This window comes from Bacillus sp. FJAT-27251 (assembly GCF_001273925.1).
GTDB lineage: Bacteria > Bacillota > Bacilli > Bacillales > Cytobacillaceae > Mesobacillus_B.
Map to the genome: position 1 here is coordinate 3,407,065 of NZ_LIGG01000001.1, position 15,262 is coordinate 3,422,326.

Sequence of the window (15,262 nt, forward strand, 5' to 3'; positions counted from 1 at the left end):
AGAGGAGGGGGACAAGAAAAACCCCCTTGGAGGGGGTTTTTTACGGAGCCCATTCTTTCAATTTTTCTTTAACCTTATCACCGACTCTTCCAGCATCACGTTTGGCTTCTTCCAGCACATCTTTCCATTTGGGAGCTTCTTCCTTAATTTTTTCTTCCATTTTTTCTGCTGTTTTCTTTAATTCATCCTCAAGCTGTTTCGCTCTCTTTTTTAGTTCCTCTTCGTTTATCGCCCTGCCTCCTGGTTTGGATAGTTTGTCATTTATGGACGATACGGCAAATTCCTTCTCCTCAATATAAGGGGATGCTTGTTTCATGATCTCCCGGAATATAGGGACTACCGTTTCGGAACTGCTTCCGGAAAGATAATGCTCACGGTCGCTTTTGTCGTATCCTAGCCATACAGCCCCAACAATTCCGGAAGTATAGCCGGCAAACCACTGGTCCTTGGTTCCATTGATATCCGCATAAGGAAGCTGGGTGGAACCTGTTTTTCCGGCAATTTCCATCCCTTCGACCTTTGCGGCGCGTCCGGTCCCTGTTTCCACAACATTCAAAAGCATGGAGGTCATCTCGTCTGCTACACGCTTGGAGGTGACCCGGACAGTTTTTGGTTTATGTTCGGCTATTACATTACCTGTTGGGCCTACTATTTTTGTAATCAGGTGGCTTTCTTCGCGCTTTCCTTCATTCGCAAACACAGAATACGCTTCAGCGAGCTGCTGGGGAGATATGCCGTGATGCATGCCGCCAAGGGCAAGAGCGAGGTTTTCATCTTCCTCCTGGACAGGGAGGCCGAATTTCCTGACGCTTTCCACACCTTTTTGCAAACCTATTTCATTTAACAGCCAAACGGCTGGAAGATTGATGGATTTTTCCACAGCTTCATACATTGGTACTTCTCCCTGATAGGTCCGGGAGAAGTTCTGAGGGTTGTAATCACCAAAGGACATTTTTTCATCCACCAGCATGGAGTCATAGCGGTATCCTTCTTCAAGTGCCGGTGTAAAGACAGCCAATGGTTTCATTGTGGAACCCGGCTGTGCTTTCAGGTGCGTGGCCCGGTTGAAGCCGCGAAATACTTGTTCTCCGCGGCCGCCTACGAGAGCGCGGACGCCGCCTGTTTCAGGGTCCAGGAGGACAGCGCCGCTTTGGACCAGCACACCGCCTGTTCCTCCCGGAAAGAGTCCGTTATTCTTATAAACCCGCTCCAGGCTTGCCTGGAGGTTTTGATCCAGCTGTGTATGAATGACATACCCTCTTGTCATGATTTCTTCCTGGGTAAGGCCATATAATTTGATGGCTTCATCCATTACCGCATCCATGTAATAGGGATATTTTCGGTCGGCAATGCTGCCTCCGCCGTCCCTCAGCCTGATCTTCTCATTTTTGGCCCGGTCGAGTTCTTCGTCGGATATCATGCCAAGCTCGTTCATTTTGTTAAGGACAAGATTCCTGCGGGTGATGGCATTGTCATAGTTTTTATATGGGTCAAGGGAAGAAGGGGCTTTAAGAAGCCCCGCCAGCAGCGCCGCTTCACTTATGGTTACATCCTTGATATCCTTGCTGAAATATTTTTTTGAAGCGTTGCTGATTCCCCAGGCGCCACTGCCAAAATAGACCTGATTCAGGTACATTTCAAGGATTTCATCCTTTGTGTACGCCTTTTCAATCTCGACGGCCAGAAACAGTTCTTCCACTTTCCGCTTATAGGTGCGCTCGTGCGATAAAAGAGCATTCTTTGTTAGCTGCTGGGTAAGGGTACTGCCTCCGCCGGTAATCCGCCCGGCAAACAGATTGCCGAAAAAGGCCCGAGTGATGCCTTTTATGTCAAAGCCATTATGCTCATAAAACCGTTCGTCCTCAATGGCCACAACGGCATTTGGAACATGTTCGGGCAGCTGCTCGAAGGTTGTCCCATTTGTCCTGTTGGCCGTGACACTTCCGGCTTCGTCACCGTCTTTATCATAAATGACAGTTGATTGCTCCAGTCCATCCTTCAAGCTCTGGACATTCGCCTGACTGGCGATAAAGGCAAACCAGAGTATGGAGAGGAGGACGGCTACCAAACCGGACAATAATATAATTTGAGTCAGGTGCTTTCGCTGCCAGAATATGACGAGCTTGTCCCATCCCTGCTGCAGCAGCTGTTTACATTTATTTTTGAATTTTCCCATATTTTCTCCTATCTTTCATGCTAGCCTATATATAATACGTCTTTTTCACAAGACAGGTTTCATATATCATTTTTGCTATTATAATGCTTTTTTTGCTATCAGGAAAGAAAACGGAAAAAGTCCAAGCTCTTTTTAGCTTTTTAAACAAAATGGGAAGATAAGTTTTTAGGAAAGGGGACTTATAAAAAGGGAGGGAGAGCAGTGGGCATTGTAGTAAAAAACCTGATAAAAAGACAGGAGAGGGGTAACCTGCCTTTTTATTTTTCTATCCTAATGGCCTGAAAAAAAACCTAAAGCATACTTGACTCCCTCTTGAAGGTCTTCTGTTTCATACCCGGCAAGGTCTTCAAAGGTGATTTTCATTTTGACATCTTCCAGCTCATAGCCGCTGTCCAAATCGATATTCAATCGGACCATATAACCCTCGGAAGTGACGGTCGAATCGATGATGTTAAACGTACGGATTGGGGTGCCTGTTTCATAATGGATTGGTTCAAGGTAAGCTGACATGATGCACCAACGCCTTTCTATTCAATACTTATTATCAATGCCTTTTTCCTACCCGTTATCATAGCCAAGAAAGCAGGTTATATTCGCTTTGGCATTTAAAAAGCTGCCGCGCTATGGGCGGCAGCAATATGGTGGCAGTCATTATCTCTTGAAAGTTCCATCCATTGGCAATGTATTATGCAAATTGGACGGCGCAGGCTTTAGCACTGGCTTTTCTCCTTCAGGCACCGGCTCGCTGACATATTCATATTCCCCTTGTCCATCAAGTGCAGGGCCTTGTGCCCAGCGGCCGGTGCTGCTTTCTTCACCCTCTGAAAAATTATAGAGCTTATAGGAAACATCCAGTCTTTCTTTTTCACGCGGGAAGGTGCTTGGCACCAATAATCCTTCCTGTTCTTCGAGTTCGGCAATAGCAGCGGCCCATTGATTCTGGTGATAGGCATCACGGGCGATCAAGACTGACAGCAGCCCCGGTCATTGGTCATTTCATATAGACGGACAGCTTGCAGCCTTGCCTGCGATTCAGCATTCAGGTTTGCCCGGAAATCAGCGAGCAGGTTTCCGCTGGAAACAATATAGTTCCCCATCCACGGATTTCCGACGCTGTCAGAAGGACGTGCACCCAGGCCAGCGACAATCGCATGCTGCGGATTCATGCCTCCCATAACTGCACCCACAACAGGGTCCTGTGCTGCTTCTTCCTGAATATTGACAGGTGCGTCATCAAGAAGACGGGCAACCATTGTAGCCAGCATTTCAACATGGCCAATTTCTTCTGTTCCAATATCCAGCAGCAAATCCTTATATTTTTGGTTGCCCCTTACGGCCCAACCCTGGAATAGATATTGCATCATGACACTCATTTCACCGTATTGGCCGCCGATAAGCTCTTGAAGCTTTTTGGCAAAAAGCGGGTCTGGACGTTCTGGCATTGCTTCAAATTGCAATTCTTTTATGTGACGAAACATTTTATTTCCTGCTGTCCATTTACTATCAACCTGTAATGATTGTCCAAGGGACTATTCCCTTTGAAGGAGGAAAAAAACAGCAATTTCCTTGCAGGAATATTTTACATGGAGTTGAACTATTTGAACCATCCTTTTTTCCTGAACCAAAAGAACATGCCTAACCCGATAACAAGCATCAGCAGCAGGACACTGTAATAGCCATATTTCCACTCCAGTTCCGGCATATTGGCAAAATTCATTCCATATATCCCGGCGATGAATGTCAATGGCATGAAAATGGTGGTGATGACAGTAAGGACTTTCATGACCCGGTTTGTTTCGTGAGAATTCAAGGAAAGATAGCTGTCGCGAATATCGGTTGTCAGTTCGCGGTTGGCTTCCACCATTTCACTTAACTTCAGCAAATGGTCATGGATGTCAGAAAAATATTCAATGTTCGTCAGCTGCCCCTTGATCCTTTGTGAATTTAGAATCCTGTATACCAAGTCCCTCATTGGGCTGATTGTGTGCCTCAACGAAAGCAAATCATGCCTCGTATCGAATAATCGTTCAAGCAGTGATTCCATTGTTTCCTCTCCGGAATTTTCGTCAAGGTCATTTAGTACGTCTTCAATCTTGTAGACCAGGGGGAAATAATTATCGACGATTTTATCCAGAACATGGTACAGTACGAGACCAGGATCCCAAATCCTTGCATCGGTGGAGTATTTGAGTCTTTTCCAGACATCGTTCAACTCGGCGGAAGGTTGTTGATGGAAGGTAACGATATATTTCTCGGAAAGGAAAAAATTGACCTCTTCCTTTGCCAATGTCCGATGGTTGAGTGAATGGAAAACAAAAAAAATATGGTTTTCATAATAGTCAAGCTTCGGCCTTTGAAGCCGGTGCAGGCAATCCTCAATGGACAGCGGATGAAAATGGAGAGGGTTCCTCAGCGAGACGCTCTCTTCTTTAGTAGGTTCATGAAAATCAATCCAATACCATTTAAAATCCCCGTCCACTAGTTCGTTTAGCGGCAGGTCGTGGATGATCTGGTTTTGCTGGTTAATAGCCAATGTTCGAATCATATGGTCTCCTCTTTAGTAAAAACTTTCTATTCTATTTTAAACGAAGACGTTAAAAGAAAAAACAAGCCTGCTCAATAAGTGTCAAATCAAGTTTGGGAAGGGTAAAGGGATATGGAGTTTGGTATGATATAAAAAGATTGAGAAGAAGGGAGCGCTGAAAAATGGGAGAGTGCAAAATCGACCACAGCCTTGAAGATGTGAGAAAGAAATACGAGGATCAGGCAGGGTTTTTGCCAACAGAAATGAAACCGCTGTTTGAACAATTTTTTACCGAAGAACACACTCAGGATATTCTTAATGATGTTTTCCATTTATTGAAAAAATATGACCTGGCAAGCGAGGAGGAAAAGCAGGAAAGGACGAACCGCTTGTATATGGTCCTGAAGAATGTGTAGCAGCGCTGAATGGCGTTGTGAGGCTGCCGGGAAACCCGGCAGCCTTTTTATCGTGTCCGAAACAGGGTGTCATTCGGACAGCCTGGGAGGAAACGAGGAGGGTCGAGTCCGAATAGGGGCGCCATTCGGACAGCCTGGGAGGAAACGAGGAGGGTCGAGTCCGAATAGGGGCGCCATTCGGACAGCCTGGGAGGAAACGAGGAGGGTCGCGTCCGAATAGGGGCGCCATTCGGACAGCTTGGGAAGAAAAGAGGAGCGACGAGTCCGAAACGCCGCGTCATTCGGACAGCCTGGGAGGAAACGAGGAGGGTCGAGTCCGAATAGGGTCGTCATTCGGACAGCTTTGGAGGAAACGAGGAGCGACGAGTCCGAATAGGGTCACCATTCGGACAGCCTGTGAGGAAATGAGGAGAGTCAAGTCCGAATATGGTCTGTTAACCCAACAAGGCCTCAACGAAACACTGCTTTACCAATCGTATCTTTACGCCTTAGACTTTTGTCATTCCTTCTACTTTAAGTCCAATAAAAATCCACTTATATTTCATAAAAATTTTGCTTGATTGAAGGAGGAGTTGGCAGTATGATTAGATGGATTTTTAGAGTTGTATTATTTGGAATCAGAAAGAAGAGAACTGCATGCATAGTCGCTCTGACAGGAACGAGTGGAACGAAAAAAACAGCAAGATGAACGGAATTGCCTCAACCATTGTGCTATCCATGACCAATAACTATTTTGCCTTATTTGCCATAAGTGTGCTTGGTGCGACAAATTACCAGGTCGGCCTGATTAGTTCGCTCCCACAAATAGTTGGGATGGCCGCCATGGTCCTTGGCACCATCATAATGGGCAGACTGAAGGAAAAGAAAAAGTTTACTAGTTACTCCATTTTCATAACAAGATTGTTTTTATTAGGTATGTTTTTTGTTTTGTATCTGCCTCTTGAGTATCGAGCTGGGGTTTTCGTCCTTCTTGTTGGTTTAATGAATCTGCCGGGCTCTATATCCAATCTTAGCTGGCAGGCTTTCATTGGTGATTTAATTCCCGACAGCCGCAGGAGTGTATTTTTCAGTGAAAGAAACAGAGTTCTGACGATTGCGGGCATGGCCATTACACTCTCGATTGGCATTGTGCTTCAATTATTTGATAAGAACAGCCCATTGCCGTTCCAGATTCTGTTTGTTTTAGCATTTGGCTTTGGCATCGTTGAAATTTTCTATTTGAACCGGCATATTGAAGTGAAAAAAACGTCAGTCGAGAAGAAAAAAATCAACTTTGGCTGGGATGCATACCAGCATAAGCCTTTCATATATTTCCTGGTTTGCGGACTATTTTTTAATTTTGGCTGGCAAATGGCCTGGCCTCTGTTCAATATCTACAATATAAACGAGGCACATGCAACCGGGTTTTGGATCAGCCTGTTTACGGTAGGTAATCAGCTTGGGCAAATCCTTTCCTTCAGATGGTGGGGGAGGATGGCCGAGAAGTACAGCAACGCTAAAATGCTCGCTTTCTGTGCAGTCGGTATGGGAGCGGCTCCAACACTGAATATCCTTTCTGCCAACCTGGTTTACCTGACGCTTGTGAACCTATTCAGCGGTATTTTTGTGGCCGGAACAGTCCTCCTTTTGTTTAATCAGCTGCTTGAGGTTAGCAGGGAAGAGAACCGCGGCAGCTATATTTCCCAATATAATATTCTTCTTGCTATCATTGGCTTTGCGGCACCCCAGGCGGGGGTCTACCTGCTTGAGCAAACGAGCATGGATTTTGCCATGAATACAGCTAGCGTTATAAGGGCAGCAAGCGGCGCTGTTTTTTTGTGGTTCTATTATCATATGAAAAAAAGCAGTTTTCATAATAAGGTTTTCGCCTATGAAAAGTGACAGAAGGAACGTTATATAGACTACCATAAAAGCATAGCGGCCTTCCTAAAAACACCTCCGATTTGGAGGTGTTTTTATTTTCCGCAAATTTCTGCCTATTTCTTACAAAATAAAGGAAAAAGGAAAGAGTTGTCGAATTATTTAAAAAGTATTGACGGATTAAATGAAAAAGTACCATTATTTTAATTCATTTATCATTTAAACAGAGACAATCCCACTTTATGCGTGCATAGACTTAAACATGCGACGGCAGGAAGGGGGCTGGGAATAATGATTAACTGGAGAGTCCGGTTTAAGAACAAATCGTGGGTGCTGGCGGCCCTATCACAAGTGATGCTGGTTACCCAGGTTATCTTTCAAGCGCTAAACTTGTTAGGGCTCACAGAATTTCAACTTACACAGCAACTACAAGGAGAGATACTTGCCCTTACAAATGGGGCCTTCATTATTATGTCAATGCTTGGTCTCATCCAGGATCCGACGACCAGAGGAATCAAGGATAGTGTAAGAGCCAGCAAGTATAGAAAGCCAAACTGATTTTTTTATTCATATTAAGGATACTAGTTTCATAGTAAGGGAAAGAGGAATATAGATGTAAAAAGGGGATGACAACATATGAAATGGATATTATTAGCGATTGCTCCAATTATTCTTCTGTTACTGGTTGAGGAATTAAGCCAATGGTTCTGGAAAAGGTATATAAATGAAGCGGAAGCGAAACAAAGAGGGAGGCTGCGCAGCCTGCTGAAATTAGCCATGGAAAAAATAAGGGCCTGGGCTGCGAGCGTAAAAGTCAAAATGGACTTTAGGAAAAACGAGAAAGACCATTCTCATTAAGGGAGGGGTCTTTTTCTAATGGTTTTGCGGTTAATTCTTTATGTCCCTGGAAGAAAAGCCCAATAACCGAATAAAGTGATGGGCTTGTCTTTCAGTCCAGCTTAAAGAACTTTCACATAAAAGGTACGGAGACGCGGCCCATCGAACTCGCAAAAATAGATTCCTTGCCAGGTACCCAATAGCAATTGGCCTTCTGTAATGATTACATGCTGGGAACTTCCAACCGTGCTGGCTTTCAAGTGGGCGGCAGTGTTTCCCTCCATATGCCTGTCCTGCCTGTGATTCCAGGGATATACTTCATCAAAGCGGCGGATCATGTCCATTTTTACGTCTGGGTCTGCATTTTCATTGATGGTCATTCCTGCGGTTGTATGGGGACAATAGACGACAATCGAGCCTTCCTGAATGCCTTTCTCCTTAATAAAATCTTCTACCTGTTGGGTGATGTCAACCATTTCATCTCGGGTGCCCGTTTTTAAGGTGAATTTTTTTAGCATATGTACACTCCTTTAGCATTTCACTATTAAAATCTTACCATAAGACTTTCCATCAAACCAAAAAGCGTAATGAAGCAAGGATGGCCATCCAGCCATCCTTGTTGTAATTAATACGTCATTTTTCCTGATAGTTGAATTGCTGCTCAATCTTGCCCTCATCATCATGGACTATGGCCATTGATCGGGAATCCTCTGCAAGGCGCTTGGCTTCTTTTACCGCTTCCGATTTGGAGCCCGTTGAATACTCTGGTTCGTCCTTTCCCTCGGCCTTTACCGCCCAGCCTTCTTCATCATGTGGAACTACATGGTACCAGGCTTCATCCGTGCCAGCACGGTCTTTGAAATATTGTTTTTGTTCATCGTTGTATTGTCTATCATGTGCCATTTTATTGCCTCCCTTTGAAATTTTATTAATTCTTACCCGCATGCGTAAAAGAAAAACATGTCATAATGACTGTAAGTCTGGAAAGGGAGCAAAATGGAAAAAATGACAACATGTACGCCTTGCCACCATATACTAATAGCAGAAGGTACATTTGTTGCGAAGTATGTTGGCAGTCTAAACCCAAATAATGTGGTGATAAAAAAGTGAACAGGGATACTGGAGCCACCTACCTATTTAGGAATCTGCAGGAACAGGCAATGACATTTGAACAGGTGTTTGGACGGATACTGAAATTCATGATGCGGAACCCAACGGGAAATTATCGGCTTATTGTTGGCACTGATTCACAAGTCCACTGCGACCGGACCGTTTTTATAACAGGAATTGTCATTCAGAATGCGGGAAAAGGTGCATGGGCGTGTATCAGGGAATCAATTATTCCAAGAAAAATGCTGCATTTGCATGAACGGATCAGCTATGAAACATCCCTAACGGAAGAAATCGTTTATTTGTTCAGCGAAGAACATAAAAACAGGATGATTGATATTGTCTTGCCACATATCTATAAAGGGGCAACTTTCACGATGGAAGGTCATCTTGATATCGGAGCCGGCAAGCGCAACAAAACACGTGAATTCGTCAAAGAAATGGTTTCACGCCTGGAGTCGATAGGGGTAGAACCAAAAATTAAACCCGAGGCATTCGTGGCTTCAAGCTATGCCAACCGGTATACCAAATAACAACAGGAAAACTGGCCTGATTGGACATGAAAAAACCGATCGATTTCGTTATATAAAATGGTTACAAAAAAGCACATCGCGCTGATGTGCTTTTTATAGTCCCAGAAAGGAGCTAATGAAGTTTTTCTTTTTGAATTTTCGAAAGAAGCTTTTTTCTTCCGAGGAAGCCGCGACTAAGGCTTCCGCTTCAGGTACTTCTGCCAGTTTTTCTTCCAGTATTTCAATCCGCTCCGTCAGGGTTTGGATACAATCATTGAGCTCTTCAATTTCCCTGCGGTGCTGCAGCAGCTGGTAGGAAACAATTTCGTCTGCTTTGCGTTCCATTTTCCTTTCCAGTTCCGAAACTTTGGCTGCCAAACCTACATGCTCAGGGTGGTTGTCTCTTTTTACGACAGCCCGTCGATTTTCTTTTGTTGCAGCAGCAATATCCTGAAGCAGGACTCCATTGTTCACTTGCTCCTGAATCTTCCTTAATACCTGAATACTATCCTCGGAAAAAACATAATGGCCCAGTTCATTGCGATCCATTTTCAGATTGGCTTGTTTTACCCATCGTTGAATGGTGCTTTGGGAAACGCCCAGCAATTTTGCGACTGCATTTGTATTCATTCCAATCTCCTCCCCATTAAGTAAATTCGCCGCACAGGATGGGAATCCTTTGTTAGCGACAAAACAAGTTTCCGTTCGTCAAGGTTATCCCCTAATCATGCCGATTTCATGATTGTTGTCGAAAGCAGTCAAGTTAGGTACGTTTATAAAAAAGAGATAAAGGAAATCAGAAGAAGGAGGATGTTCTATATTTGTAATGATGGATAGAAAGGATTAAACTTTTACTATCAAGGAATTGAGGTGTTTCTAGTGAGTATGCAAAGAAAAATCATTGAGGACCTGAACGTTAAGCCTGAAATTGATGTTAAACAGGAGATCAAGGAACGTGTGCAATTTTTAAAAGACTATTTAAAAACATCAGGTGCAAAAGGGTTTGTGCTTGGAATCAGCGGGGGGCAGGACTCCACCCTTGCAGGGCGTTTGGCACAGCTGGCTGTCGAGGAAGCAAGAAGCGAGGGTTACGAGTCCAGCTTCTATGCCATCCGCCTGCCGTACGGTGTGCAGCATGACGAGGACGATGCGCAGGCTGCCCTGGACTTCATTAAAGCAGACAAGGAATTCACATTTAACGTAAAAGAGGCGGTCGACGCTGCACAATCAGAGTATGACCAGGCAACGGGAGAACACTTAAGTGACTTTCAGAAGGGCAATATCAAAGCCAGGTTGAGAATGATTGCCCAGTATGCCTTTGCAGGAGAAAAAGGTCTGCTTGTCATAGGGACGGATCATGCAGCTGAAGCGGTCACCGGATTTTTCACCAAATACGGGGACGGGGGAGCAGATATCCTGCCGCTGACGGGTTTAAATAAACGTCAGGGCAAGGCTTTGTTAAAGGAGCTAGGTGCTGAGGAAAAGCTTTATCTCAAGGTTCCCACTGCAGACCTGCTTGATAAAAAGCCTGGACAGTCAGATGAAACGGAGCTGGGAATATCTTACGATGAGCTTGACGATTACCTGGAGGGAAAAGAAGTATCCCCCGAGGCGGTTGATAAAATTGAAAAACGCTATCTTGTAAGTGAGCACAAGCGTCAAATGCCGGCAACAAAATTTGACCAGTGGTGGAAATGATAAACGTAAAGGCAGCTGTTGACAGCTGCCTTTACGTTTATCATGGTTTTTTGGCGGTTTCCCATTCTTCCCTGAGAATCCCAAGCTTAACTGTATCATAATATCTGCCGCGATAAAGGCGGCTTTTGCGGATCCGTCCCTCAATTATCATCCCTAATTCTTGTCCTGCCGTAATCATTCTTTCATTCCCCGACCATGTAGTTAATCCAATGCGCGGAATTGGAAACAGTTTAAAAAGATGGTTCATCCAGGTATTCATGGCGTCTTCCCGGTATCCGCCATCCTGGAACGCGTGACGGTAAATGCCCAGGCCGATTTCAATAGAATTGGAGGATTCATGTTCCCAATCATAGAAAATCAGGCCTATGATTTCGCTTTTCACCTTGATAATGAAATGCTGGTCGAGGCCCTGTTTCATTAAATTGACCATTTGTCCCCGAAACTTTTTAAAATCCATGGGCTGCAGAGGAAAAGGTGCATCCCATTTCACCCATTCAGGATGTTCTTCCGCATAGATGATCTCCCACAGTTCAGGAAGGTCTTCTTCCGTCATTTTTACCAGCTGCACGATGCTTCCTTCCAAAGGGCCAATAATGTGCATGCCGTGCACCTCCACTTTAATAATTGAGGTTCCGATTGCTATTCCATTACCTGTAATATTCTCGTTTTCCAGGCTGAAATCCTTCCATAAAGAAAACTTACTATTTGGATTCTACAGTTGTGAATCGTATATTTCCTCTGTCTATTCCCATAATAAACGTAAGGAGGGATACCTATGGCAAAACGAACGAAAAAAAATGATGCAGACCAAAAAAACAAGCAAGGTTTTGATTCAAGCAAAACTGATTCCGAGTTTGGCAAGGAAATTGGAAGTGCTGCGGCCAACAGGGCTCATAAGGAAAAGCAAAAAGAACAGAATTCTTTAAAGAACCAGGGAAAGTGGAAAGGGATGCACTAATCCTTCTTATCGGCAAAACAACCTTTATCCGCGCGGATAAAGGTTGTTTTAATCTTTTAGCAAGTTACATCATCATGCACTCGCCAATTTATTTAGTACAGACGGCAATGCCAAGCGGATATTGTTGATCCGGGCGTGGCGGCTCTATTAATACTCCTATTTGGCGGTAGAACTTAACCTCTGAATATTGAGGGAACAAGTCGTGAAACTCCTCTACTGTCAGTTGATGAACATGGAAAGGCTGTCCGCATGGCTTTCCCCTTCCTTGGCCAAAGGGGGTTGATAATATCAATGTTCCTCCAGGGTTCAGCATTGCGTATAGGTTTGCAAGGAATTGCTGTTCATCCGCAACATGTTCATATGTTTCAAAAGTAACGATTACATCAAAGGTGCCTAATTTTTGTGGCAGAAGAGGGTCGGCTGCATCTTCGCAGCGAAATTGGACCTTTTGGTGATTGTACCGCTTATTTGCATAAAGGATGGTTTCCGGATCGCTGTCTACAGCAACCAATTCGCTGATTCGCTTTTTCGTCAATTTCGCAAGCATATGCGAGCCATAACCCGATCCGCAAGCAATATCGAGGGCCCTTCCACGCATGTAGTAGGAACTGAACTGATACCGTGCAAGATGTTCAAGCAGCAGGCTGTTTGCAGGTTTCATCAGGTCGGGTATAACGCGCTCTCCAGTATATTTCATCAGATTGGTCATCTCCTGTTGGCCATGTAATATCATGGGGTTCTTTTGAGTATATCAAATTGCGGGGATTGGGAGTAGTCCCCGGCGGTCAACGGACAAAGTAAAAAATCGGCCACCGAAAGGGGGCCGATTTTTGAGTGGAGAGCAGGGGGCTTGCCGGGTATTGAAATGGCTCTAATCTTTAGGCTCCCTGCTTTCTTTCATTCCAAAGTAGGCATCCATTACCTTGCGTCCTATTTTAAGATTTGCTTTATGGTCATTCCTGCCTTGATAAGCCCATGGTACAAGGACAGCCATGGCTACTTTTGGATTATTGGATGGGGCATAGGCAACAAGGCTCAAGTTCAGTACTTCTGGAGGTATCTTGCCGTAACTGCTGCGCAATGGGCCATCATAGAAGGCTTCAGCTGTTCCGGTTTTTCCTGCAGGCAAGTATGGCGCGTTCCCGAAAAAGCGGGTGCCTGTACCGCCAGCCTCTGTCAGCGCCTTCTTGAACCCGAGCTGTACTCTGTCCAGCCAATTCGGTTTGACATCTACGGAATTAAGGACCCGGGGCTGAAAAGAAAAGTAAACAGGCCCAAGCTCTTCACCAGCCTTCTTTGGTTCATGGATTTCGCGGACAACCTGAGGCTGCATCCGATAGCCGCCGTTGGCGATGGCTGAAACGTACTGTGCCAGCTGCATGGTGGAATAGGTATCATATTGGCCAATCACAAGGTCCAGAGCATATCCTGGCAGCCTGCTTTGACCCTTGAAGCCAGACTGTTCATTGGGTAGGTCGATACCCGTTCTTACCCCAAGGCCAAATGATGCAAAAGAATTGCGGATCAAATCAAATGTATCATGCTGGAGGCTCAGCGGCTGTTCGTATTGATAACGGCCTTTTCCGATTTTAATGGCAGTATGGAACATATACACGTTTGAAGATTTTTTCAAGGCCTCGACTTCATTTAGGACTCCAAGGTAATCATAAGAAGCCTTCAGGGGAGTGGCCCTGATTTTTATTCCTTTGTCATCGAAAAAAGTGTGCGGAGCAATCGCTCCAGTTTTGAAGCCGGTAAGGATTGTCGCTCCCTTCACAGCAGAGCCTACATTATAAGTGGTGGTAATGGTGCCAAGAGCATCATCGGACATTTCGTTAAGCCCTGTCTTGCTGTTTTTGACGATTCGTTTGCCGGCCATGCTGAGCACTTCACCTGTAAATGGGTCCATCAGCACTACATACGCCCTGTCCAACAGATGTGTTCCAGGGCTCCGCTTTGCCGCCCATAATTCTTCTTCAATGATTTGTTCCACTTTTTGCTGCAATTCCATGTCGATACTAAGAAGCAAGTCCTTTCCGCGCTGACCTGGCGAAATCCTCTTTGTATCTATCAGGTTGCCGGCACTGTCGGTCACATGGATGACTTTTTCCTTCTTGCCGTGGAGGACATTTTCATACTGCTTCTCCAGATAGCTTTTGCCTACCCTGTCATTTCTGCTGTAGCCAAGGGAAAGGTATTCATCAATTTCTTCAGCAGGGAGGCCTTCTTTTGAGGAACTTACTGCTCCCAATACAGTCCTTAGGGTAGGACCAAAGTGGTAAGAGCGGTCCCAGTCAATAGTTGCATTKACTCCCGGGAGGTTTTGCAGGTTTTCGCTGACAATAGCAAACTCCTCAGGCGAAACATTCTCATTTTTGATGATTTGCGGAGCAAACTTATAACCGCTGTTCATTATACGGAAAATGGCAAGGACCTCAAGTTCTTCATCAGTAAGCTTGTTGAGCATATCCTCTCCAATCCGCTCAAGCTTTATTTTATACAGGTCCTTATCTGAAAGCTTTTTTTGTTTAAATAATTTTTGTTCCTCGGCTGTGATCAGCGCATCGCTTTCTTCCGGGTTCTTTAGGATCCAGAAATCCTTCTTGTCCCTGGCCCGGACATTCGCTGTGTCCTGGTGTATAAGGTTTGACAGGTTTTCAGCGACCTGCAGCATCTCCTTTTGGCTGGCGCCTTCATTAGTATAAGTTATCGCCCGCTTAGCCTCGTTGTCGACAATCACTTGTAAGTTCCGGTCAAGCATGCGCCCTCTTGGCACAGGTTTATTGACAGTCACATTTTCTTTACGGTTAATTTCCCGCTGATAATTTTCGCCATGTACAATTTGGACAATTCCCAGACGCAGAACCAGCAGGGAAAAGAGCAGGAAAATGAGAAAAAACATGATGTTGACACGAATTGAAACGGGGGATTTCTTTTTATTTGCCATCCGCTAACCACCTTTTTTATGGTCATTCCCAAAAAGAAATAAAATGTTACCATTATTTTACTGCAAAGAGTAAAATTTTGTAAAGGGATCCTTTAGTTCAGGGGCAGAGAAGTAGGCTGGAAGCGATATACAATTGGGAGTTAAAAAATACTAGTCAATTTTTATGTTGAAAAACGTATGCTATATTGATATATTAGTATAGAAAATTATATATCACCTTATCA

The 15,262-nt window shown here is 44.6% G+C and carries 16 protein-coding genes and 1 pseudogene; 7 read left to right on the forward strand and 10 right to left on the reverse strand.

Translation table 11 applies throughout. The annotated features are described in order from the left end of the window. Positions 1–40: 40 nt before the first annotated feature. From ADU22_RS15865 to corA, 4 genes and pseudogenes are all read right to left on the reverse strand, one after another. Entirely contained in the window at positions 41–2,176 is a 2,136-nt protein-coding gene (locus tag ADU22_RS15865; protein WP_053363023.1) for a transglycosylase domain-containing protein, read from the reverse strand. Between the two features lie 270 nt (positions 2,177–2,446). Next, on the reverse strand, positions 2,447–2,686 hold the full coding sequence (locus ADU22_RS15870; protein WP_053363024.1) for a hypothetical protein: 240 nt from the start codon (positions 2,684–2,686) through the stop codon (positions 2,447–2,449). A gap of 141 nt (positions 2,687–2,827) precedes the next feature. Beyond that, positions 2,828–3,654, reverse strand: a pseudogene (locus tag ADU22_RS15875) (manganese catalase). 116 nt (positions 3,655–3,770) lie between these two features. After that, on the reverse strand, positions 3,771–4,721 hold the full coding sequence (corA, locus tag ADU22_RS15880; RefSeq protein ID WP_053363025.1) for a magnesium/cobalt transporter CorA: 951 nt from the start codon (positions 4,719–4,721) through the stop codon (positions 3,771–3,773). A gap of 161 nt (positions 4,722–4,882) precedes the next feature. On the opposite strand from corA, the gene ADU22_RS15885 reads away from it, so the two are divergent. From ADU22_RS15885 to ADU22_RS15900, 4 genes are all read left to right on the forward strand, one after another. Next, positions 4,883–5,116: a hypothetical protein gene (locus ADU22_RS15885; protein ID WP_053363026.1), complete on the forward strand. Its 234-nt coding sequence runs from the start codon at positions 4,883–4,885 to the stop codon at positions 5,114–5,116. Between the two features lie 636 nt (positions 5,117–5,752). After that, positions 5,753–6,997: an MFS transporter gene (locus tag ADU22_RS15890; protein ID WP_053363027.1), complete on the forward strand. Its 1,245-nt coding sequence runs from the start codon at positions 5,753–5,755 to the stop codon at positions 6,995–6,997. A 270-nt stretch (positions 6,998–7,267) separates the two neighbouring features. Next, a complete protein-coding gene (locus tag ADU22_RS15895) occupies positions 7,268–7,534 on the forward strand; it encodes a phage holin (protein WP_053363028.1) in 267 nt (88 codons plus the stop codon). A 78-nt stretch (positions 7,535–7,612) separates the two neighbouring features. Beyond that, positions 7,613–7,834, forward strand: coding sequence for a hypothetical protein (locus tag ADU22_RS15900; protein ID WP_053363029.1), 222 nt, complete (start codon positions 7,613–7,615; stop codon positions 7,832–7,834). Positions 7,835–7,935: 101 nt separating this feature from the next. Here ADU22_RS15900 and ADU22_RS15905 read toward each other — a convergent pair whose 3' ends face one another. Next, positions 7,936–8,331 carry a secondary thiamine-phosphate synthase enzyme YjbQ gene (locus tag ADU22_RS15905; protein ID WP_053363030.1) on the reverse strand — a complete coding sequence of 132 codons (396 nt, stop codon included), beginning with the start codon at positions 8,329–8,331 and terminating at the stop codon, positions 7,936–7,938. A 115-nt stretch (positions 8,332–8,446) separates the two neighbouring features. Next, positions 8,447–8,716 carry a DUF2188 domain-containing protein gene (locus ADU22_RS15910; RefSeq protein ID WP_053363031.1) on the reverse strand — a complete coding sequence of 90 codons (270 nt, stop codon included), beginning with the start codon at positions 8,714–8,716 and terminating at the stop codon, positions 8,447–8,449. A gap of 257 nt (positions 8,717–8,973) precedes the next feature. On the opposite strand from ADU22_RS15910, the gene ADU22_RS15915 reads away from it, so the two are divergent. Further along, positions 8,974–9,456, forward strand: a complete 483-nt coding sequence (locus ADU22_RS15915; protein WP_053364606.1) for a ribonuclease H-like YkuK family protein — start codon at positions 8,974–8,976, stop codon at positions 9,454–9,456. 93 nt (positions 9,457–9,549) lie between these two features. On the opposite strand, the gene ADU22_RS15920 is transcribed toward ADU22_RS15915, so the two are convergent. Next, positions 9,550–10,065 (reverse strand): MerR family transcriptional regulator, encoded by a 516-nt coding sequence (locus ADU22_RS15920; protein WP_053363032.1) that lies wholly within the window; start codon positions 10,063–10,065, stop codon positions 9,550–9,552. Positions 10,066–10,314: 249 nt separating this feature from the next. Between ADU22_RS15920 and nadE the strand changes: the two genes are divergently transcribed. Beyond that, a complete protein-coding gene (gene nadE, locus ADU22_RS15925) occupies positions 10,315–11,133 on the forward strand; it encodes an NAD(+) synthase (protein WP_053363033.1) in 819 nt (272 codons plus the stop codon). Positions 11,134–11,173: 40 nt separating this feature from the next. Here nadE and ADU22_RS15930 read toward each other — a convergent pair whose 3' ends face one another. After that, positions 11,174–11,734: a GNAT family N-acetyltransferase gene (locus ADU22_RS15930; RefSeq protein WP_053363034.1), complete on the reverse strand. Its 561-nt coding sequence runs from the start codon at positions 11,732–11,734 to the stop codon at positions 11,174–11,176. A gap of 174 nt (positions 11,735–11,908) precedes the next feature. Here ADU22_RS15930 and ADU22_RS15935 point away from each other — a divergent pair, with 174 nt between their 5' ends. After that, positions 11,909–12,091 (forward strand): hypothetical protein, encoded by a 183-nt coding sequence (locus ADU22_RS15935; RefSeq protein ID WP_053363035.1) that lies wholly within the window; start codon positions 11,909–11,911, stop codon positions 12,089–12,091. Positions 12,092–12,179: 88 nt separating this feature from the next. On the opposite strand, the gene ADU22_RS15940 is transcribed toward ADU22_RS15935, so the two are convergent. Beyond that, positions 12,180–12,788 (reverse strand): class I SAM-dependent methyltransferase, encoded by a 609-nt coding sequence (locus tag ADU22_RS15940; RefSeq protein ID WP_197280071.1) that lies wholly within the window; start codon positions 12,786–12,788, stop codon positions 12,180–12,182. 174 nt (positions 12,789–12,962) lie between these two features. After that, complete coding sequence (locus ADU22_RS15945) at positions 12,963–15,038, reverse strand: peptidoglycan D,D-transpeptidase FtsI family protein (RefSeq protein ID WP_053363036.1); 2,076 nt, start codon at positions 15,036–15,038, stop codon at positions 12,963–12,965. Positions 15,039–15,262: the final 224 nt, after the last annotated feature.